Here is a 22090-nt window from a genome sequence, read left to right as displayed (position 1 = left end):
GGATCAGCGACCCACCCGCTCGGACAGGGTGCGGGCCAGCTCGGCGACCGTCGGGTTGTCGAACAGCATCTCCAGGTCCTCCTCGGCGTCCTGCACGATGCCGAGCTCGGCGCGGATCTGGGCGATGATCCGCACCGCGTGCAGCGAGTCGCCACCGAGTTCGAAGAAGTTGTCGTGCACCCCGAACTTCTGGTCGCCGAGGGTCTCGGCCCACAGCCGCAGCAGCCGCTGCTCCATCTCGTCGCGCGGGGCGACGGCCGCCTCGCCCTCGCCGTCCTGCCAGGGCTCGGGCAGCGCCGCGCGGTCCACCTTGCCGTTCGCGCTGAGCGGCAGCCGCTCGATGAACATCAGGTGGTGCGGCACCATGTAGCCCGGCAGCAGCCGCTCCATGGCGGCCCTGAGGGTGTCGGCGTCGGTCGGGTCGCCGGGCGCCCCGACGATGTGGGCGACGAGCTGGCGGCGGCCGGTGCGCGGGTTGGTGCGCAGCGAGCACAGCGCCTCGGCGACGCCGGGCTGGGCGCGCAGCGCGGCCTCGATCTCGCCGAGCTCGATCCGGTAGCCGTTCAGCTTGACCTGGAAGTCCATCCGGCCGAGGAAGTCGATGTCGCCGCCGGGCAGGTAGCGGCCCAGGTCGCCGGTCCGGTAGAGGGCCTCGCCGGTGACCGGGTGGGTGACGAACCGTTCGGCGGTGCGCTCCTCGTCGGCCCAGTAGCCGCGGGCCAGGCCCGCGCCGCCGATGAAGATCTCGCCGGGCGTCCACACCGGACAGGGGCGGAAGTCCTGGTGCAGGACGTACGTCCGCTGGTTGGCCAGCGGACGGCCGTACGGGATCCGGGTCCAGTCCGCGGGGACCTCGCCGATCGGGTGGTGGATCGACCAGATCGACGCCTCGGTGGCGCCGCCGAGGCCGATCACCCGCGCGTGCGGGTGCGCGGTGCGGACTGCGTGCGGCAGTCCGACCGGGATCCAGTCGCCGCTGAGCAGGACCAGCCGCAGCGCCGTCGGCTCCGGGCCGGCGGTGGGGCTCTCGGTCAGCGCCTGCATCAGCGCGGGGACGGAGTTCCACACGGTGACCCGGTGACGGCGGATCAGCTCCTCCCAGTGCGCGGGGTCGTGCAGCCGGTCGGCGGCGGGCAGGACCACGGCCCCGCCCGCCGCCAGGATGCCGAACACGTCGTACACCGAGAGGTCGAAGCTGAGCGCGGACAGTGCCAGCACCCGGTCCTCGGGGCCCACGCCGAAGCGGGTGTTGAGGTCCTGGATGGTGTTGGCCGCGGCCCGGTGGTCGATCATCACGCCCTTGGGCCGCCCGGTGGAGCCCGAGGTGAAGATCACGTACGCCAGGTCGGCGGGCGCCGGGTGGTGCGGGGGCGCGGCGGTGTCGGCGGTGCGGACCTCCTCGTCGGCGGGGGACAGCACCCGCACCCCGTCCGGCAGGCCCGCCCCGTCGGCCGGACGCGCGGTGGTCACCACCAGCTTCACCCCGCCCTGCTCCAGCAGCCGGCGGCGGCGCTCGGCGGGCCAGCCGGGGTCGACCGGCAGGTACGCGGCGCCCGAGGCGGCCACCCCGAGCACGGCGGCGACCTGGTCGAAGCCCTTGTCCAGGACCACGCCGACCAGCTCGCCGGGGCGCACCCCGCGGGACTGCAGCACCCGGGCCAACCGGTGGGCCTCATCGAGTAGTTCGCGGTAGGTGTGGGAGCCCGAGGCGGTGATCACGGCGACCGCGTCCGGGGTGCGGCGGGCGCTCTCGGCGACCAGCCCGTACAGCGTCAGCTCGGGGATCGGCTGCTCGGTGGCGTTGATCCGGGCGCGCTCCGCGGCCTGGGCGGCGGGCAGGCCGACCAGCGCCGTGGCGTCCCAGACCGCCGGGTCGTCGGCCAGCCGGTCCAGCACCGCGCCGAAGGCGGCGAACATCTCGTCCACCAGTCCGGCAGGGAACAGCTCGTCCACCGCGTCCCAGTTGTAGACCAGGTCGCCGTGCTCCTCGGTGACCTGGTGGTCCAGCCAGACCTGCGGGGTCTGGCTGATCTGGTGCACCAGTCGGCCGAAGAACTCCATGCCGGCGGACGGGTCCTCGTCCTCGTTCCCGGCGATCATCGCGGTGAACACCACGGGCATGCCCGCGCCGAGACCGCCGCCGCCCGCCCTGGCGCGCTCGCGCAGCACCCGGACGCCGCTGAACTCGGCGTGGTCCACGTCGCGGAGCAGTTGCTCCTGCATCGCCCGGACCCGGGCGGCGAACGGCTCGCCGGGGGCGTCCGGGGCGGCCAGCAGCACGGTGGAGGTGAAGTCGCCGACCAGGCTGTCGATCCGGGGGTGCACCGGCGGGCGGTTCAGCAGCGTCAGGTTGAGCGTGAAGTCGGGCTGCTGGGACCACTGGCGCAGCACCTCGGCGTAGCCGGTCATGAGCACCGTGGACGGGGTCAGGCCGCGGGCCCGGGCGGCCGCCTTGACGGCGCGCCAGCGGGCGGCGGGCATCCGGCCGTGGTGGTGGGTGAACCGGGGCCGGCCGAGCACGCCGGGCTGCACGGCCAGCGGCAGCGCGGGTGCGGCCGGCAGCTCCGGCACGCGGGCCCGCCAGTACTCCTCGGCGGCCTGGTGCCGGGCGCTGTCCCGGGCCTCCTCCTCGGCCAGGACCACGTCCCGGAAGGAGAGTTCGAGCGGCTCGGGGGTCCAGTCGGGCTGCTCGTAGAAGCGCCGCCAGTCGCCGAACAGCACGTACATGCTGAACCCGTCGACGACCAGGATGTCCAGGCCGACGTGCAGCCGGACCACGTCGTCGTCCAGCAGCGAGGCACGGACGTCGAACAGCGGCCAGCGGTCGGTGGGCAGCACCTGGTGGTCCATCTGCTCCCGGGTCGCGGCGAGCCGCGCGGCCTGCTGCTGTTCGGGCAGGCCGCGCAGGTCGTCGACGGCGATCCGGTACGGCTCCACCTCGGGCAGCACCTGCTGGCGGCCGTCCGAGGTGATCACGGCGCGCAGCATGTCGTGCCGGGCGATCACCCTGCGCAGGCTGTCCTGGAGCCGTTCGAGGTCGAGGCCGGTGCGCTCGCGCTCGGTGTAGAGGTAGGTGGCGACGCCGCCGAGCTCGACGGCCGGGCGGCGGCCGACCCAGTAGGCGTGCTGGATGTCGGTGAGCGGGAACGGCTCGTGCCGCTCGGCGGGCCGGGGCACCAGCGCCGGGCGGGCCTCCCCGGCGGCCACGCCGCGCAGCACGGCCAGCAGGTCGTCGCGACTCGCCTTCAGCCGGTCGCGGAGCTCCGGGGTGAGCGAGCCGGCCGGGGCGACGACGTCGAGGCGGTCGTCGGCCAGCCGGAGTTTGATGCCGCGCCGGTGCAGTTCGGCGAGCAGGTCCTCGGTCATCGGGAATCGTCCTTCGCGGTGGACCGGGTGATCGCGTGCGCGACGGCGCCGGCCGACGGCCCGGTGAGGAGGGTGTGGTGGGTGCCGGGCACCCCGGTGGCCGTGACCCGGCCGTGGGTGAGGGCCGACCAGCCCCAGGCGGGTTCGGCGGTGTACGGGTGGTCGGCGAACTCGGAGACCGTGCCCTCGGTCGCCCGGACCACCGTGACGTCCGCGCCCGTGCGGGTCGCGGTGTAGCGGTTGCAGGCGAGCACCACGGCGCGGAACACCGTGTACGCGGCGGCCAGTTCGGCGGGGCCGAGGTCCGCGCCGGGGCCCGCCAGCCGGTGCAGCAGTGCGCCGGTCCCGTCCGCGACGGCCGCGACGGCGGGGTCGGCGGGGTCGGCCGGTTCGGCTGCCTCGGAGAGCAGCTTGAGCGCGTCCGGGTCGGCGGCGGCCGGGTCGAGGCCGAGGTCCAGGTCCTCCAGGAACCAGCGCGGCAGGTCGAGCGGCTCCGGCTCGCGCGCCTCCAGCGGGGCCGGCGCGTCGATCACCACCAGCCGCTCCACCCGCTCGCCCAGCGACTCCAGCCGCTCGGCCAGGGCGGCGGCGATCACCGCGCCGGAGGACCAGCCGCCGAGCAGGTACGGCCCGTGCGGGCGGACCTCGCGCAGCGCGTCCACGTACAGGGTGACCAGCTCGGCCATCGTCTCCGGCGGGTGGGCCGGGGCCTGGAGGGCGTGGCAGGCGCCGCCGAGGCGGTCCGCGAGCTCGCGGTAGCAGAGCACGTTGCCGCCCGCCGGGTGGACCAGGAACCAGGGGTTCTCCGGCCCCTCCCGCAGGGTCACCAGCGGCGACCAGGCGGTCTCCCCGGCCTCCAGCCACTGGGCCAGCCCGGCGACGGTGCGCCGCTCCAGCAGCGTGCCGAGCGGGACGCGGCGGCCCAGGCCGTGGGCGATCCGGCCGATCACCCGCAGCGCGGTGAACGACTGCCCGCCGAGCGCGAAGAAGTCCTCGTGGACGCCGACCCGGCCGGTGCCCAGCACGGCGGCCCAGATCTCGGCCAGCGCGGCCTCCAGCGGCGTGCGGGGCGCGGTGTACGGGCGGGGGGTGGCCGCGTCCTCGGCGGCCAGCGCCTGCAGGGCGGCGCGGTCGAGCTTGCCGTTGGCGGTCAGCGGCAGCCGGTCCAGGACGCTGATCCGGCTCGGCACCAGGTAGCGGGGCAGCCGGTCGGCGAGCCGGGCGGCCAGCTCCTCCGGCGTGGGCTCGGGCCCGCCCGGGGCGGGCGTCACGTACGCGGCCAGCTGCATGCCGGAGTCGGTGCGGTGGGCCACCACGGTGGCGCGGGCGACGGAGGGGAGTTCGGCGAGCGCGTGCTCGACCTCGCCCGGCTCGATCCGGAAGCCCTGGATCTTCACCTGGTGGTCGGCCCGGCCGAGGAACTCGATCTCGCCGCTGGGCAGGTAGCGGCCCAGGTCCCCTGTGCGGTAGAGCCGCTCGCCGGTCACCGGGTGGGTGACGAACGCGGCCCGGGTGCGCTCCTCGTCGCCCAGGTAGCCGAGGGCCAGGCCGACGCCGCCGATGTGCAGCTGGCCGGTGACCCAGGTCGGGGCGGGGCGGCCGTACTCGTCGAGGACGTGCCAGGTCTGGTTGGCCAGCGGACGGCCGTACGGGATCGAGGTCCAGTCGGCCCCGACCTCGTGGATCGGGTGGCAGATCGACCAGATCGACGCCTCGGTGGCGCCGCCCAGCCCGATCACGGCCGCGTTCGGGGCGACCGCCCGGATCCGGTCCGGCAGGTCGACCGGGATCCAGTCGCCGCTGAGCAGCACGGTGCGCAGTGACGGGCAGGTGGCGCCGGTCGCCTCCGCCTCCTCGACCAGCAGCTGCATCAGCGCCGGGACGGTGTTCCACACCGTCACCCCGTGCTCGCGCACCGCGGCGAGCCAGGCCGCCGGGTCGGGCTCGCCGGACTCCGGCAGCACCAGGGTGGCGCCGGCCCGCAGCGCGCCGAAGACGTCGTAGACCGACAGGTCGAAGCAGAGCGAGGACACCCCGAACAGCACGTCGGAGGCGGTGACGCCGAACCGGCGGTTGATCTCGGCGACGGTGTTCAGCGGCCCCCGGTGGTCGAGCATCGCGCCCTTCGGGCGGCCGGTGGAGCCGGAGGTGTAGATCACGTACGCCAGGTCGGTCGGCGCGGCCTCGGGCGCGGCGGGCGCCGGGTCGGCGGGGGCCGGCGCGGTGACGTCCAGCACCGGCGCGGGGGTCAGCACGGCGATCCGGTCGCGGTCGGCCGGGGCGGCCAGGACGGCGTCGGGGGCGGCGTCGCCGAGCACGGCGCGCAGCCGCTCGTCCGGCCAGGCCGGGTCGAGCGGCACGTACGCGGCGCCCGCGGCGAGCGCGCCGAGGACGGCGGCGATCTGGAACCGGCCCTTGGGCAGCACCACGCCGACCAGCCGGCCGGGACGGGTGCCGGCGGCCCGCAGCAGGGCGGCCACCCGGTCCGTCTCGGCCCGCAGCTCCCGGTAGTCCAGGGTGCCGTCGCCGGCGCGGACCGCCGGGTGGGCGGGCCGCTGCTCGGCCCAGCTGCGCAGCGGGTGGTGCAGCAGCCCCGAAGGCGGTTGGCAGGAGGGCCGGTTGAGGGCCGCACGGAGCTCCCGGTGGCTCTCCGGCAGCAGGTCGAAGGCGACGGTGGTCCAGGCGTCGTCGGAGGCGGCGAGCCGCGCCACCATGCTCCGGTAGCCCTGCTCCATGGCGTCGATCAGCCCGGCCGGGAACATCGTCTCGATGACGTCCCAGACCACCCAGAGCCGACCGTCCGTCAGGTCCCAGAACTCGCAGTCGATCAGGGTCTGCGGGGTCTCCAGGCGGCTGGCGACCGGCCGCTCCTGCTTGCCGACGAACAGCGCGCTGCCGATCGCGAACGGGCAGACCGCCCGGCCGGGGGTGCGGCGGGCCTGGTTGAGCGCCTGGAGCACCTTGACGCCGCTCCAGTGGCAGTGCTCGACGTCGGCCAGCACCCGGGCCTGGAGGCGGCGGACCCGGTCCTCGAAGGACTCCTCGGGGCGCCAGTCCACCTCCAGCGGGTAGAGCGAGGCGAAGTTGCCCAGCACATCCGGCATCTGGTGGTGCAGCGGCAGCCGGTGGGTGATCATGTTGTTCAGCAGGAAGTGCCGCGAGCCGCTCCAGTACGAGAGCACCTCGGCGTGCACCGCCGACAGCACGTTGGTGGTGGTCAGGTTGCGGGCGGCGGCCTTCTCCTTGAGCGCCGCCCACACCTGCGGCTCGAACAGCAGCTCGCGCCGTCGCAGGTCGGACCGGCAGCGCGGGTCGGCGTCGGCGGCCAGCGGCACCGGCGGCGCCTCCGGCCAGTCGGCGATCCGCTCGGTCCAGTAGGCCCGGGCGGCCCGGCCCGGCGCGGACTCCTCCAGCTCGGCCAGCGCCTGCACGCACTCGCGGAAGGTGATCTCCAACTCGGCCGGGGCCCAGTCGGGTTCGCGGTAGCGGCGGAGGATCACCGGGATGAAGCGGAGCAGCGAGGGGGCGTCGCTGAACAGGTTGTTGTTGTTGAGGTGCAGGCGGGCGCGGCCGCCGGGGAGCCGACTGAGCCGCAGGTCCACCCATGGCCAGCTGTCGTGCACCGGCTCGGTGTCCTCCATCTCCCGCCGGACCCGCTCGACCTCCCGCATCGCTTCGGCTTCCGGCAGGTGCCGGACGTCCAGCACCGGCAGCGGGGCCGGGGCCGGGTCGCGGACGGCCTCCAGCCGCATGTCGTCCCGGACCACCACCAGGTTGTGGCGCTGGTGGTGGAGTTCGGCGTTGAGGGCGGCCTCCAGCCGTTCCGGGTCCAGGTCCTCGACCTCGTACTCGAAGTACTGGTGCGGGCGGACGTAGTACTCGAAGCCCTCCCGGCTGCCGATCATGAACGACGCCTGCAGGTCGGAGGGCGCGAACGGCTCGTACCGGGAGGCCACGTCCGGCACCACCTGCGGCAGCACCGCGTCGGCCGGCCGCTCGGTTTCCAACGAGCCGAGCCAGGAGAGCAGTTCGGGCTTGAGGCGGCCGATCCGGTCGCGCAGCTCGGCGGTCAGCCGGCCGGCCGGGGCCTTGACCTCCAGCCGGCCGTCCTCGGTGGCGCGCAGCCGGATGCCGGTACGGGCGAGCTCGTCGAGCAGGTCGGCCACGGCCGTCGTGGCGGTTGCACTCACAGCGGTAGCTCCTTGTCCAGCAGGGTGTCGGGGCGGGGCCGGGCGGCGGGCCGGGGGGAGGGGATCACAGGGTCAGCACCTCGGTGTCGGCGTCGTCGTCGAAGCCGTCGTCGGCCAGGACGGACAGGGCGGTCAGCTGGCGGCACACCAGGTCGGTGATCTCGCCGCCGGTGCTGGAGAAGAGGACCTCGGTCGGCACGAAGGCGCCGAAGTCGGCCTGCAGCCGGTTGCGCAGCTGGATGATGGTGAGCGAGTCGTAGCCCAGCTTGTTCATCCGGCGGTCGGCGAACTCCGGTCGCAGCTCCTCCCGTTCGGCCTCGGTCAGGCCGAGCGTCCGGGCGGTGCGGGCCAGCAGCTCGGTCAGCACGGTCTCCCGGGTCCTGGCCGGGTCGGTCGCCGCCAGCAGGGCCAGTTCGCGGATCCGGTCCGGGTCCGACGCGTCCTGCTCGACGCCGCCGCCCGCGCCCGCCGGCCGCAGGTCGGCCAGCAGGGTGTACGAGGAGCGGCCGGGGCCGGTGGCGAAGCGCGCCCAGTCCACCGCGACCACCGTGGTGTGCGCCGCGCCGCCCAGGGTGCCGAGCAGGGTCAGTGCCTGGTCGGCGGGCAGCGGGGCGATGCCGGTGGCGGCGAAACGGGCCAGGATCTCCGGGGTGGCCGCCATGCCGAACTCCTCCCACGGGCCCCAGTTGACGCCCAGGGCGGGCAGTCCGTGGTGGCGCCGGTGCTCGGCCAGCGCGTCCAGGAAGGCGTTGCCCGCGACGTAGCCGGCCTGGCCGGGGGCGCCGAAGACCGAGGCGATCGAGGAGTAGAAGACGAAGAAGTCCAGGTCCAGACCGGCGGTGGCCCGGTGCAGCAGCCAGCCGCCGCGGACCTTCGGGTCCATGATCCGGCGCAGTTCGGCGGCGTCCTGGTGCTCCAGCACGACCTCGGACTGCACACCGGCGGCGTGCACCACACCGCGCAGCGGGGGCAGCCGGTCGCCGGTGGAGGCGACCAGGGCGGCCACCGCCGACGGGTCGGTGACGTCGGCGGCCACCATCTCGACCCGGACGCCCGCCGCGCGCAGCCGCGCCACCTCGGCGGGCTCCGTGGCGGGCACCCGGCGGCCCGTCAGCAGCAGGCAGCGGGCGCCCCGGTCGGCCAGCAGGGCCGCGGTGGCCAGGCCGAGCGCGCCCAGGCCGCCGGTGATCAGGTAGCTGCCGTCGGGGCGGACCGGCAGCGGATCGGCCGGGGCCGGGGCCTGCTCGCGCAGGCGGGCCTCGTACCACTGTCCGTCGCGGACGGCGAGGTGCCCGGAGCCGGGCAACCGCGCGGCCAGCCGCAGCAGTTCGGCCGGTTCGGGGGTGGGGGCGGCCGGATCCAGGTCCAGCTGCACGCAGCGGACGTCGGGGTACTCGGCCAGGACGGCGCGCAGCAGACCGGCGGCCGGGGCCTGCCGGACGTCCGGATCGTCGGTGCCCGGGCGCGGGGCGGTGGCGCCGGTGGTGCACAGCACCAGGTCCGGCCGGCCCGCGGCGTGGTCGCGCAGGAAGGCGGCGACCGCGTCGAGCACCGACTCGGCCAGGGCGGTGGCCCGGTCCATCGCGAGGGAAGGCTCTGTCGCTCCGGTCGCTCCGGTCGCTCCGGTCGCGCCGGGGGCCAGCCGGATCAGCAGGCCGCGGGGGACCGTGCTCTCGGCATCCACCGTCAACTGCTCGGTTCGGGAGGGGAGTTCAGCGTCCACGGTGTGCACCGTCCAGCTGCCGGACGGGGCGGTGGCCTCGGCGTCGCGCGCCGCGAGGGGCTGCCACCGGACGGTGTACCGGCCGGGCCCGACCGGTGCGGACGGGAAGGCGCCGCGCGGGACGGCCCGCATCCGCAGGCCCCGGACGGTGGCGAGCGGCGCGCCGTCCTCGGCCAGCAGGTCGAGGTCGAGGGTGCCCTCGGCCGCCCCCTCGGCGCGCTGCCAGCGGGCCAGGCACCAGAGCCGCTCGGGCAGCCGGTCGTACACGGTGAGCGCGGCCAGTCCGGTCGGCACCCACGGGTCGGGCTCCTCCTCGGTGAACGCCCCGACGCTCTGCACGCAGGCGTCCAGCACCACCGGGTGCAGCACGCCGTCCTCCGGCTCGGCCCGGCCGGTCACGTCGACCAGGGCGAGCGCCCGGTGGCCGTCGCGCCAGGCCCGGGTGATCGCGCGGAACGGCGGGCCGTAGTCCAGCCCGACCCGGGTGAAGCGTTCGTACAGTCGGGCCGGGTCCAGCTCGGTCATCCCGTCCCGCAGGCCGTCCGGGTCGACGGGGGCGGGCGCGGGAGCGCCGCCGGGGGCGACGGTCGCCGTCACGTGGGAGGTCCAGGCGCCGCCCGGGGCGGACCGGCCGAGGCAGCGGATCCGGCCGTCCTCGCCGATCACGGTCTGCACGGTCACGGCGCCACCGTCGGGTACCGGCAGGAAGCTGGTGAAGGCCGCGTCGGTGACCGTCCAGCCCGCCGGGCCGCCGTCGCGGCCGGCCCGGCCGGCGGCCAGCACCCACTCGAGCATCGCGCTGGCGGGCAGCACCGCGCCCGCGCCGAGCCGGTGGCCGCCCACGTACCAGGGGCGTTCGGTGGTGAGGGTCTGCCCGAACCGGCGCTCGGCCGTGTCGGCGAGCTCGATCTCGGCACCCAGCAGCGGGTGCCCCTCGGCCGCGCGCGGCCCCGCGGCCACCGGCTCCAGCCAGTGCCGGCGGCGCTGGAACGGGTAGGTGGGCAGGTCGATCCGGCGCGCCCCGGGCCCGTACAGCTCCTCGGGCCAGCGCACCGCCACGCCGTCCGCCTGCAGCCGGGCCAGCGCGGCCAGCAGGGTGCGGACCTCGGGACGGCCGCGGCGCAGCACCGTCACCGCGCCCTCGGTGCGGCCCTGGACGCCGCTCTGCTTGACCAGGCCGGTCAGGGTCGCGCCGGGGCCCAGTTCCAGCCAGTTGGCGACGCCCTGGCCCGCCAGGTGCCGTACGCCGGCCAGGAAGCGGACCGGGCGGCGGAGCTGGTCGGCCCAGTGACCGGGCGAGCGCAGCTGCTCGGGGGTGACGGGCAGGCCGGTGAGGTTGGAGACCAGGGGGATCCGCGCCGGGCGGAACTCGAGACCGGCGGCGGCGCTGCGGAAGTCGTCGAGCACCGGGTCCATCTGGGCGGAGTGGAAGGCGTGGCTGACCCGCAGCCGGGTGGTGGTGCGGCCGCGCGCGGCCCAGGCGGCGGCCACCCGCAGCACCGCCTGCTCCTCGCCGGAGACGACCGTCGCCCCGGGGGAGTTGACGGCGGCGACGGACACGGCGGGCTCGGCGGCCAGGGTCTGCGCCAGCTCCTCCTCGGTGGCCTCCACCTGCACCATGGCCCCGTTCCCGGGGGCGGCCTGCATCAGCCGGGCGCGCGCGCCGACCAGCGCGCAGGCGTCCGGCAGGGACAGCACCCCGGCGGCGTACGCGCCGCTCAGCTCGCCCACCGAGTGGCCGAGCAGGAAGTCCGGCTCGACGCCGAAGGAACGGACCAGCCGGTACAGCGCGGTCTCCAGCGCGAACAGCGCGGGCTGCGCGTAGCCCGTCCGCTCCAGCAGGGCGGAGGACTCCTCGGACTCCTCGGCGAACACCAGGTCGCGCAGCGGGCGGTCGAGCAGGGGGTCGAGCAGCGAGCAGGCCTCGTCGAAGGCGTCCGCGAACATCGGGAAGGCGGCGTGGAGTTCACGGCCCGTGCCGGGCCGCTGGGCGCCCTGGCCGGAGAACAGGAAGGCGGTCCGGCCGGGGCGGGCCACGCCGCGCACGGCCCCGGCCGGGTCCTCGCCGCGGGCCAGCGCGGCCAGGCCGGTCAGCAGGTCCTCGCGGCCCTCGGCGAGCAGCGTCGCGCGGTGCTCGAACAGGGTGCGGCCGGTGGCCAGCGAGCGGCCGAGGTCGCGGGGCTGCGCCGCCGGGTCGGCGGCGAGCCGGTTACGCAGCCGGTCGGCCTGGGCGCGCAGCGCGCCGGCGTCACGGGCGGCCAGCGTCACCGGGACGGGGTGCGGCGCGGGGGCCTGCTCGGTGGCGGGGGTCTGCTCGGTGGCGGGGGCCTGTTCCAGGATCAGGTGGGCGTTGGTGCCGCTGATGCCGAAGGAGGAGACCGCGCAGCGGCGCGGCCGCTCGGCGGCGGGCCAGGCGATGGGCTCGGGGACGAGCGCGATCCGGCTGCCCTCCCAGTCGACGTGCGGGGTCGGCCGGTCGGTGTGCAGCGTGGCCGGGACGATCCCGTGCCGCATCGCCAGCACCATCTTGACCATGCCCGCCGCACCGGCCGCCGCCTGGGTGTGGCCGAGGTTGGACTTCAGCGAGCCGACCAGCAGGTCCGCCGCCCTGCCGCGCCGCTCGCCGCCGTACGCGGCGATCAGGGCGCCGGCCTCGATCGGGTCGCCCTGGACGGTGCCGGTGCCGTGCGCCTCGACCACGTCGACCTCGGACGGGGTGAGCCCGGCGGCCTCCAGGGCCTTGCGGATGACCCGGGTCTGGGCGGTGCCGCTGGGCGCGGTGAGGCCGTTGCTGGCGCCGTCCTGGTTGATCGCGGAGCCGCGGATCACGGCCAGCACGGGGTGGCCCTCGCGCTGCGCGGTGGAGAGCCGCTCGAGGGCCAGCATCACGGCGCCCTCGCTCCAGCCGGTGCCGTCGGCGGCGGCGGCGAAGGGCTTGCAGCGGCCGTCGGGGGCCAGACCGCGCTGGCGGGCGAACTCCAGGAACATGCCGGGGTGCGGCATCACCGAGGCGCCGCCGGCCAGCACCAGGTCGCACTCGTCGGAGCGCAGCGACCGGCACGCCTGGTGCACGGCGACCAGGGAGGAGGAGCAGGCGGTGTCGAAGGTGACGGCGGGGCCGGTCAGGCCGAGGGTGTACGCGATCCGGCCGGAGGCGACGGCGTCGGAGGTGCCGGTGAGCAGGTAGCCGGCCGAGTCCCCGGTGGACTCGGCCAGGGTGCCGCCGTAGCCGTTGTGGCTGAGCCCGACGAAGACGCCGGTGGCGCTGCCGCGCAGCGAGGCCGGGTCGACGCCCGCCCGCTCGACGGCCTCCCAGGCCGTCTCCAGCAGCAGCCGCTGCTGCGGGTCGGCGGCGGCCGCCTCGCGCGGGGAGATGCCGAAGAAGGAGGCGTCGAACTCGGCGGCGCCGTGCAGGAATCCGCCGCTGCGGGTGTACGTCGAGCCGGGGCGGCCGGGTTCGGGGTGGTAGAGGCCCTCGACGTCCCAGCCGCGGTCGGCGGGGAAGTCGGTGACGGCGTCGCGGCCGTCGACCAGGAGCTGCCAGAGGTCCTCGGGGGTCTCGACGCCGCCGGGGAGGCGGCAGCCGATCCCGACCACGGCGATCGGTTCGGTGGCCCGCTCCTCGGTCTCGCGCAGCCGGGCTTCCGTCGCGTAGAGATCGAGGGTGACCTTCTTCAGGTACGTGCTGAGCCGGTCCGCGTTCGTCACTGTTGGCCTCTGTTGTCGATGAGATCGAGAATCTCTTCGGTGGTGGCGGAGAGGATGGCCTGGGCCAGGCCGTCGTTCGTCGCCTCGGGCGGGTCGATCTGCCGGAGCAGGGCGCGCAGACGGGCCGCCGCGGCGCCGCGGGTGGCCCCGTCGGTCTCGGCGGCGAGGTCGGGGCCCAGGGCGTCGATCCGGTCGAGCAGGGTCGGGGCGGCCTCGGCCGGGTCGGCGAGCAGGGTGTCCAGGTGCTCGGCGAGGGCCTCCGGGGTGGGGTGGTCGTAGACGAGCACGGTCGGCAGGTCGAGGTCGAGGTCGACGCCGAGCAGTTCGAGCAGCTCCTCGAGGCCGAGCGAGTCGAAGCCGAGGTCGCGGAAGGGCACGCCGGTGGGCAGGTCGGCGGCCGCGCGGCCGAGGACGGTGGCGGCGTGGGCGGTCACCAGCTCCCGGACCCGGCGCGGGCCTTCGGGGGCGGCCGTGGGCGCGGGCTCCTCGGTGGCGGGCGCCGGGGCCGGTCGGGCGGGCGCCGGGGCCGGTCGGGCGGGCGGGGCCTCGTCGAGCCAGTGCCGCTCGCGCTGGAAGGCGTACGTCGGCAGGTCGATCCGGCGGGCGGGCGCGCTGCCCAGGACGGCGGCCCAGTCGACCGGGGCTCCGTGGAGGTGCGCCTCGGCGAGCGCGGTGCGGAAGCCGGCCGGGTCGGCGGGGCCGGGGCGCAGCGCGCTGCCGGTGAAGGCCCGTCGACCGGTGCCGGTGGCGGCCCGCTCGAGCGGGCCGAGCTCCAGCAGGACGGTGTGACCGTCGGCCAGCAGGGTGTCGACGGCCTTGTCGAGGGGGCCCCGGCTCGGTACGCCGTGCCGCCAGTACGCGGCGGTGGGCCCGGCGGTGGGCCCGGCGTCGGGCCCGGCGCCCGGCACCGGTCGAGGGCGGGCGGCCAGCCGGGCGGCCTCGTCGAGGGTGAGCGCCCCGGCGGCGTGGGCGGCGGCGGGTTCGCCGTCGCCGGTGCCGAGGACCGCGTCGGGGCGGACGCCGGCCCGGCGCCAGAGCTCCGCGAGGGCGGTGGTGAGCGCGAACAGCGTCGACCGGGCGACGTCCTCCCGGGCGAGCAGGGCCGGGTCGGCGGCGGTGCCGGCCCGCAGCAGGTCCATCAGCGACCAGTCGGTGTGCGGGGCGAGCGCGTCCGCGCAGTCGGCCAGCCGGCCGGCGAACACCGGTTCGGTGGCGGTCAGGTGGTCCAGGACGGGCTCCGCGAAGATGCCGCGCCACCCGACGCCCCGGCCGGGGAACAGCAGGGCGACCGTGCCGCCGGTCGCGGTGCCGGTGAGCAGCCCGGAGGCCGTACGGCCTTCGGCGAGCGCGGCGAGCGCGGCGTGCCGGGTGGCCCGGTCGGTGCCGATGACCGCGGCGCGGTCGGGGAAGGCCGTACGGGTGGTCGCGAGGGCATGGCCGACGGCGGCCGGGTCGAGTTCGGGCCGGTGCTGGGCGAACACCAGCAGCCGGCGGGCCTGGCCGCCCAGCGCGGCGGGGCTGCGGCCGGAGAGCAGCCAGACCACGGGCGCCGGGTCCGGGGCGCCGTCGGAACCGTCGGCGTCGACGGAGGCTTCGGCGTCGAGCAGGGCTTCGGGCGCGGCCAGCACCACGTGGCAGTTGGTGCCGCCAACCCCGAACGAGCTGACCCCGGCCAGGAGTCGGCGCCGCGGATCCGGCCAGGGCCGGGTCTCGCGGACCACGGCGAGGTTGAGCGCCTCGGTCGGGATGTCCGGGTTGGGCCGCTCGTGGTTGAGGCTGGCGGGCAGCAGCCGGTGCTCGAGGCTGAGGGCGGTCTTCAGCAGGCCGACGATCCCGGCGGCGCCCTCCAGGTGACCGACGTTGGTCTTGGCCGAGCCGACCAGCAACGGGTCGCCGGCGGGGCGGACGGCGCCGACGGCCTCGCCCAGGGCGGCGGCCTCGATCGGGTCGCCGACCCGGGTGCCGGTGCCGTGCAGTTCGACGTACTGGAGGTCGGCGGGGGAGACGCGGGCCTGGCGGCAGGCCGCCCGGACGGCCTCGCCCTGGGCGGCGGCGGACGGTACGGTCAGGCCCTCGGAGGCGCCGTCGTTGTTGACGGCGCTGCCGAGGATCACGCACCGGATCCGGTCGCCGTCGGCGAGGGCGTCGTCCAGCGGTTTCAGGACGACCAGGCCGCCGCCCTCGCCCCGGACGTACCCGTTGGCGCGGTCGTCGAAGGTGTGGCAGCGGCCGTCGGGGGAGAGGCCGCCGAACCGGAGGACCCGGAGGGTGGAGTCCGCGAGCAGGTTGAGGTTGACACCGCCGGCCAGGGCGATCGCGGACTCGCCGCGGCGAAGGCTCTCGCAGGCCAGGTGGACGGCGACCAGCGAGGAGGATTGCCCGCTGTCCACGACCAGGCTGGGGCCGCGCAGGCCGAGCACGTACGAGAGCCGGTTGGCGATGATGCCGCGCTGGGTGCCGGTGAGGGTGTGGCGATCGATCCCGGCCGTGCCCAGACGGTCGGTCAGGGCGGCGTAGTCGTCGAGGATCGCGCCGACGAACACGCCGGTGGGAGTGCCCGCCAGGGCGGCGGGGAGCAGCCCGGCGTGCTCGAGGGCCTCCCAGCCGAGCTCCAGCAGCAGCCGCTGCTGCGGGTCGGTGGCGGCCGCCTCCCGGGGGGAGATGGTGAAGAAGTCGGCGTCGAACAGGTCGATTCCGTCGAGGAAGCCTCCGAACCGGATGTCCTCGGCCAGCGGCTCGTCGCGTCGCCAGCGGTCTGCGGGGGCTTCGGACACCGCTGACCGCGCGTTTATCAGCGCATTCCAGAAGGAATCCGGATCAGGCGCACCGGGAAGTCGACAGGATAAACCGATGACAGCTATCGGCCGTGCCGCCGACGACAATTCGGGTGCAATTCGCCGCATAACCCCGTGCTCCCCCGATGAGTTCTTTGCCACCGCGTTTCTTCCGGTCCGTCGGCGGGGCGGTTGAAATTCTGCACGATCCGTTGAACGCATTGCATCTCCGATATTGCTCAGCCGTCCCGCTCGGTGGAGCAGGCGACCAGCTCCGGCAGCTCGTCGTCGGCCGGGACCGGCTCGCGGTCGAGCCGGTCGCGGGCGGTGGCCCGGTCGGTCCGCTGGCCGCGGGCGCACTCGGCGGCGTACAGGCCGATGAGGTTGTGGAACCGGTAGCGGTCCCGGCCGACCTCCTCGAGCAGGTGGTGGTCGGCGAGGGCGGCCAGGCGGCGGGCGGCGGACTCCCGGTCGGTGCCGGTCAGGGCGGCGGTGAGCTCGACGGTGATCAGCTCGTTGCCGTGCTGCCCGAGGGCGCTGAAGGTCCGCGCGACCTCCGCGGTCAGCGAGCGGACGGAGGCGGCGAAGGCACTGCGCAGGCTCGCGGCGACGTCGTCCTCGATGGCCAGGCGGTCGAGCCGGGCGGTGTCGTCGGCGGCGTCGTCGACCAGTTCGGCCAGGGTGACGGCGGGTTTGGCGACCAGGCCGACGGCGGCGATCCGCAGGGCCAGCGGCAGGTTGCCGCAGATCCGGGCGAGGCTGTAGGCGGCCGCCTGCTGGTCGGCCACCCGGTCCTCGCCGAGCAGCCGGGTCAGCAGTTCGACGGACTCGGTGGGGGCCAGCGGGGCCAGTTCGAGGCGGTAGGCGCCGTCGCGGGCGGCCAGGCCGAACTGCCGCCGCCGGCTGGTGACCAGGACGCAGGCGGGGCCGCGCGGGACCAGTGGGCGGACCTGTTCGGCGTTCAGCGCGTCGTCGACGACGATCAGCACCTTGCGCCCGTGCAGCAGGCTGCGGAACAGGGTGGTCCGGCCGGGCAGGCCCCGGGGTAACTGGTCCTGCTCCACGCCGAGGCTGCGCAGCAGCAGGGCGAGGGCGCCGTGGGCGTCGACCGGCTCCTCGCCGGGGCGGGAGCCGCGCAGGTCGACGTAGAGCTGGCCCTCGGGGTAGTGGTCGGCGAGCTGGCGGGCCAGCCGCAGTGCGACGGCGGTCTTGCCGACGCCGGGCGGGCCCTCGACCACGGCGGTCACGGCGTGCTGCTCGGAGCGGCCGTGCTCGCGCAGGACGACGTTCCGCAGCCGGGCCAGCTCCTCCGTACGGCCGGTGAAGTCGCGGGTGCCGGGGGGGAGTTGGGCGGGCTTGACCAGCGGCGGGGCGATCGGCCGGACGGTCGGGGCGAGCGGTCGGGGGCCGGGGGCGGGCAGGTCCAGGTCGGCGTGGTCGCCGAGGATCTGCTGGTGGAGGCGGCGCAGTTCGGCGCCGGGGTCGATGCCGAGCTCCTCCTGGAGCAGCTGCCGGGTCTGCCGGTAGACGGTGAGCGCGTGGGCGCGTCGACCGGCGCGGTGCAGGGCGAGCATCAGCAGCCAGCGCAGCCGCTCGCGCAGCGGCTCCTTGGCGACGAGGTCGGTGAGCACGGTGGTGGTCTCCGCGTGCCGGCCGGTCTCCAGGGTGGCCTCGGCCCACTCCTCGACGGCGGTGAGCCGCAGCTCGTGCAGCCGGGCCTGTTCCAGGGCGGCGAACGGGCCGGGGACGTTGGCGTACGCGTCGCCGTGCCAGAGCGCCAGCGCGCTCTCGTAGGCCGCGATCGCGCCGTCCCGGTCGCCGGCCGCGAGCAGTCGGCGGGCCCGGGTGTGCTCCGTGGTGAAGCGGTCCACGTCGACCGCGTCGGGGTCGAGCCGCAGCGCGTAGCCGCCGCCGGCCGATACCAGGAGTCCGCCGGACTCGCGTGGTCCACGGTTCGGTTCGAGCGCGCGGCGCAGTCCGCCCACGTACGTGTGGACGCCGTTGACGGCGGTCGGGGGGACGTCGGTGCCCCAGACCGCGTCGATGATCTGGTCGATACCGGCCACCTGGTTCGGTCGGCTCGCCAGCAATCCGAGGACGGCCCGCTGCTTCGGCGGCCCGAGGACGACCTCGCGGTCCGCGTACCACATTCTCATCGGGCCCAAGAGCTCTAGGTGCATTCTTCCCCCGGATCTTCGGTCGCCGAAATGTTCGGAGCCTTCACTATGCTGTTCCGGTTGAATTCCCGTCACCGCCGAGATTGCTCACTGCCGTGGAGTTCGGAGTCACCGGCTCCAGTTGTGTGCAAACTCAGGGTTCGGTGAAGGCCCGGTTTGCCGCACGGTGTGCGGCGGTGGTGTCGGTCGGTGACGTCCACGATCGGGACGTCCGCGACCGGGCGGTCGCGCTCGCCGGGACGGTCCTTGACGGCGGCTCCGCCCTCTGTTTCCCTGTCTCGAACTGATCCTGGCCGCAAGGCCGTTGGTCGACGGGGGATTCCGATGAGAGTGGAGATCGAACGGGTTGTCAGTGGAATAAGAGAGGGGTACGCCGAGGGGTTGACCCTGGCGGAACTCGGGGAGATGGCGCGGCTGAGCCCGTTCCACATGGCGCGGCTGTTCCGGCAGGAGACCGGTCTGCCGCCGGCGTCGTTCCTGACCACGGTGCGTCTGGAGGAGGCGCGGCGACGGCTGCTGCGCAGCTCGGACAGCGTCGCCGACATCGCCGTCCGGTGCGGCTACACCAGCGTGGGGGCGTTCACCACCCGGTTCACCAAGGAGGTGGGCGTACCGCCGGGCCGGTTCCGGCGGCTGTCCAGGCTGGGCGCGGAGGCGGTGGACTTCGTCGCCGGCGGCGTGGAGTCGGCCTGCGCGTACGGGTCGGTCCGGGGCCAGGTGGAGCGGTCCGACGGGCTGGTCGACGAGCCGGTGTTCGTGGCGGCGTTCGCCGCGCCGCCCGGCGGGCAGCTCAAGCTCGGACGCGCCGCCCGGCCGGCCCGCTGCCACCGGATCGCGCAGGCCGGGGCGTGGCGGATCCCGCACGTCCCCGAGGGCACCTGGGTGATCCAGTCCGTGTCCCGCGCGGGCGGGACCGGCCGGGACGCGGTGGTGGTCGCCACCGCCGGGCCGCTGCGGGTGGTGGCGGGCGAGGGGGTCGTGGTCCGGCTACGGCTGGCGCCGCCGGACGGCGACCACCCGGACAACGACGTCCGGGCGGTGCTGGGCTACGCCCTGCCGGACCTCTTCGTGTCCAGCTGATCCACGGTTGAGCAACCCGGGAGGCGACAGCCTCCCGGGGGCTCGCACAGACTCCCGATGATGCCGCGAACCAGCGTGGCGTATCTGCGAGTTGGGAGTGCTGATGGGTGTGATCGGCGGCCACGCGGTGGTGATCGGCGGATCGATGGGCGGCATGACGGCCGCTCGGGTGCTCGCCGACAGATACGGGCGGGTGACCGTGCTCGACCGGGACGCCCTTCCGGACGGCCCGGCCGACCGGAAGGGCGTCCCGCAGAGCGGCCACTCCCACGCCCTGCTGATCAGCGGGAAGATGATGCTGGAGCAGCTGTTCCCCGGCCTGTCCGCCGAGTTGGTCGCCGGCGGCGCGGTGCACTTCGACCCCGGGAACGACCTGCTGTTCCACCAGATGGGTGCGCTGCGCACCCGGTTCAACAGCGGCAAGCTCGGGATCAGCCTCACCCGGGCCTACCTGGAGTACGTGGTGCGGGGCCGGGTGCGCGGGATCGGCAACGTCGACATCCGGGAGCGGACCACGGTGAGCCGGGTGATCGGCGGGCCGGGCCGGGTGACCGGGGTGGAGACCGACACCGGTGAGGTGCTGCGGGCGGACCTGGTGGTGGACGCCACCGGCCGCAGCGCGGGCCGGTCCGACAAGTGGCTGGCGGACCTGGGCTGCGACAGCCCGGAGACCGTCACGGTCAAGATCGACGTCGGCTACACCACCAAGCTGCTGCACCGGAAGGCCGGTGAGCGGATGCTGGACGGCGGTCTGCTGTACCTGATGTCGGCCGTCCCGCCGCAGGACAAGCGGGCCGCGGCGGTGTTCGCGGTCGAGGGCGACCGCTGGGTGGTCACCCTGGGTGGCTGGCACCGCTCGCACAGCCCGGTCGACCCGGCCGGTTTCCGGGCGTACGCCGAGAACCTGCCCAGCCCGCACGTCGCCGAACTGCTCGGGCGGTGCGAGCCGACGGAGCCGGGCGACGCCCGCAAGTTCACCTACCCGCAGGCCCGGCGGCGGTACTTCGAGAAGGTGCGCCGGCACCCGGCCGGGTATGTGGCGCTGGGCGACGCGATCTGCAGCTTCAACCCGCTGTACGGGCAGGGCATGACGGCCGGCGCGATGGAGGCGGCGGCCCTGGGCCGGACGCTGGACCGGTTCGGGTCGGCCTCGCCGGAGATGGCGCGGGCGTACTACCGGGCCGCGTCGAAGATCATCGCGACGCCCTGGCAGATGGCCACCGGCGGGGACTTCATGTACCCGGAGACGGAGGGCCCGAAGCCGCTGGGCGCGGACCTGCTGAACCGCTACGTGAAGCGGGTGATGCTGGCCTCCCACGTCTCGGCCGACGTGCACCGGGTGATGCTGGACATGCAGCACCTGCTGGTCCCGCCGACCGCCGTGATGCGGCCCGCCACGGTGGTCCGTTCGCTGCTGGCGGCCGGCCGCTCGCCCGCCGCCTGACCCGCCGGGAACGACCGAGCGCCCGCCGCCCTTCCCCGGGGCGGCGGGCGCTCGGTCGTGCGACGCCGGCCGGGATCAGACGGCGGCCATGCCGGCCGCGCCGCTGAGCGCGGCGAGGTCGCTGCGGCGGACCTTGATCACGAAGATCGAGGTCAGCAGCGCCAGGCCGATCAGCGCGGTGCCGGCCCAGTAGGCGGTGGCCACCCCGTGGGTGAGCACCGCGTGGCCCCACTCGCCGGGCAGCATGTGGGACTTGGCGAAGTCGGCCTGCTGCTCCGGGGTGGCGGAGGACAGGAAGGACGGGATCTGTGTCTTGGCCTCGTCGCGGCTGGCCGTGCCGAACACGGTGACCAGGATGGACAGGCCGAGCGCGCCGCCGACCTGCTGGGTGGCGTTGAGCAGGCCCGAGGCGGCGCCGGCCTGGTCGGCGGAGATGCCGGAGACGGCGGTCAGGGTCAGCGTGACGAAGGTCAGGCCGAGGCCCAGGCCGAAGAGGATCATCGGGCCGAGCACCCCGGTGGTGTAGCTGCTGTCCGGCTCGATCTGGGTGAACCAGAGCAGCGACGCGGTGGTGAGCACGGTGCCGGCGACCAGGAGCGGCTTGGGGCCGACCCTGGGGAGCAGCGGCTGGCTGACCCCGGCCGCGATCAGGATGGCCACGGTGATCGGCAGGAAGCTGACGCCGGACTTGATCGCGCTGTAGCCCAGCACGTTCTGGACGTACAGCACCAGGAAGAAGAACAGGCCGAGCAGGGCGGCGCCGAGCCCGAGCATGATCACGTAGCTGCCGGAGCGGTTGCGGTCGGCGAAGAGCTTCAGCGGGGTGATCGGCTGCGGGACGCGCCGCTCGACCAGGACGAACGCGATCAGCAGGACGGCGGCGGCGCCGAAGGAGGCCATCGTCCAGCCGTCCCGCCAGCCCTCCTCGGAGGCGCGGATGAAGCCGTAGACCAGGGAGGCCATGCCGAGGGTGGAGGTGAAGGCGCCGGGGAGGTCGAAGCGGCCGGGCCGGCGCTCGGCCTCGGCGATGGCCACCGGGGTGAGCAGGGCGATCGCCAGGCCGATCGGCAGGTTGATGAAGAACACCCAGCGCCAGTCGAGCCACTGGGTGAGCATGCCGCCGGCCAGCAGGCCGACCGCACCGGCGCCGCCGGAGACCGCCGCGTAGATGCCGAGGGCCTTGGTGCGCTGCGGCCCCTCGGTGAAGGTGGTGGTGATCAGCGCCAGCGAGGTCGGCGAGGCGATCGCGCCGCCGACGCCCTGCAGGGCGCGGGCCGCGAGCAGCTGCCAGGGCTCCTGGGCCAGTCCTGCCAGCAGGGAGGCGAAGGTGAACAGCAGGATGCCCGCGGTGAAGACCCGGCGGCGGCCGAGGATGTCGCCGACCCGGCCGCCGAGCAGCAGCAGGCCGCCGAAGGTCAGCGTGTAGGCGTTGACCACCCAGGACAGGTCCGAGGTGGAGAAGTCCAGGGCGCGCTGGATGTGCGGGTTGGCGATGTTCACGATCGTGGAGTCGAGGACCACCATCAGCTGGCAGCCCGCGATGACGGTGAGGGCGAGGCCGGGTCGGCTCGTCCGGGAGGTCAACGCGGGCACCTCCTCGGCCTCGAACTGATCAATCGTCACAGTCC

General features: G+C 75.2%; 8 protein-coding genes. 2 read left to right on the top strand and 6 right to left on the bottom strand.

What is annotated here, in order from left to right; genetic code table 11:
* Positions 1 to 3 precede the first annotated feature (3 nt).
* The 5 genes from AB0F71_RS16335 to AB0F71_RS16315 form a co-directional block, all read right to left on the bottom strand.
* A complete protein-coding gene (locus AB0F71_RS16335; RefSeq protein ID WP_360233804.1) occupies positions 4 to 3366 on the bottom strand; it encodes an amino acid adenylation domain-containing protein in 3363 nt (1120 codons plus the stop codon).
* A complete protein-coding gene (locus tag AB0F71_RS16330; protein ID WP_360233801.1) occupies positions 3363 to 7556 on the bottom strand; it encodes an amino acid adenylation domain-containing protein in 4194 nt (1397 codons plus the stop codon). Before AB0F71_RS16330 ends, AB0F71_RS16335 begins: the two co-directional genes overlap by 4 nt.
* Positions 7557 to 7620: 64 nt before the next feature.
* Positions 7621 to 12987 (bottom strand): type I polyketide synthase, encoded by a 5367-nt coding sequence (locus AB0F71_RS16325; protein WP_360233798.1) that lies wholly within the window; start codon positions 12985 to 12987, stop codon positions 7621 to 7623.
* Positions 12984 to 15890, bottom strand: a complete 2907-nt coding sequence (locus AB0F71_RS16320; RefSeq protein ID WP_360233795.1) for a beta-ketoacyl synthase N-terminal-like domain-containing protein — start codon at positions 15888 to 15890, stop codon at positions 12984 to 12986. Before AB0F71_RS16320 ends, AB0F71_RS16325 begins: the two co-directional genes overlap by 4 nt.
* 110 nt (positions 15891 to 16000) lie before the next feature.
* Positions 16001 to 17941, bottom strand: coding sequence for a BTAD domain-containing putative transcriptional regulator (locus AB0F71_RS16315; RefSeq protein ID WP_360233792.1), 1941 nt, complete (start codon positions 17939 to 17941; stop codon positions 16001 to 16003).
* A gap of 378 nt (positions 17942 to 18319) precedes the next feature.
* Between AB0F71_RS16315 and AB0F71_RS16310 the strand changes: the two genes are divergently transcribed.
* Together AB0F71_RS16310 and AB0F71_RS16305 are read left to right on the top strand one after the other, a co-directional pair.
* A complete protein-coding gene (locus tag AB0F71_RS16310; RefSeq protein WP_360233789.1) occupies positions 18320 to 19018 on the top strand; it encodes a helix-turn-helix transcriptional regulator in 699 nt (232 codons plus the stop codon).
* Between the two features lie 103 nt (positions 19019 to 19121).
* On the top strand, positions 19122 to 20462 hold the full coding sequence (locus AB0F71_RS16305; RefSeq protein ID WP_360233786.1) for an NAD(P)/FAD-dependent oxidoreductase: 1341 nt from the start codon (positions 19122 to 19124) through the stop codon (positions 20460 to 20462).
* Between the two features lie 75 nt (positions 20463 to 20537).
* Here AB0F71_RS16305 and AB0F71_RS16300 read toward each other — a convergent pair whose 3' ends face one another.
* Positions 20538 to 22085 (bottom strand): MFS transporter, encoded by a 1548-nt coding sequence (locus AB0F71_RS16300; RefSeq protein WP_360233783.1) that lies wholly within the window; start codon positions 22083 to 22085, stop codon positions 20538 to 20540.
* Positions 22086 to 22090 lie beyond the last annotated feature (5 nt).

Source organism: Kitasatospora sp. NPDC028055 (assembly GCF_040637885.1).
Taxonomy (GTDB): domain Bacteria; phylum Actinomycetota; class Actinomycetes; order Streptomycetales; family Streptomycetaceae; genus Kitasatospora.
Note: the sequence above shows the minus strand (reverse complement) of the source record. Positions and strands in the feature narration are given on the sequence as shown.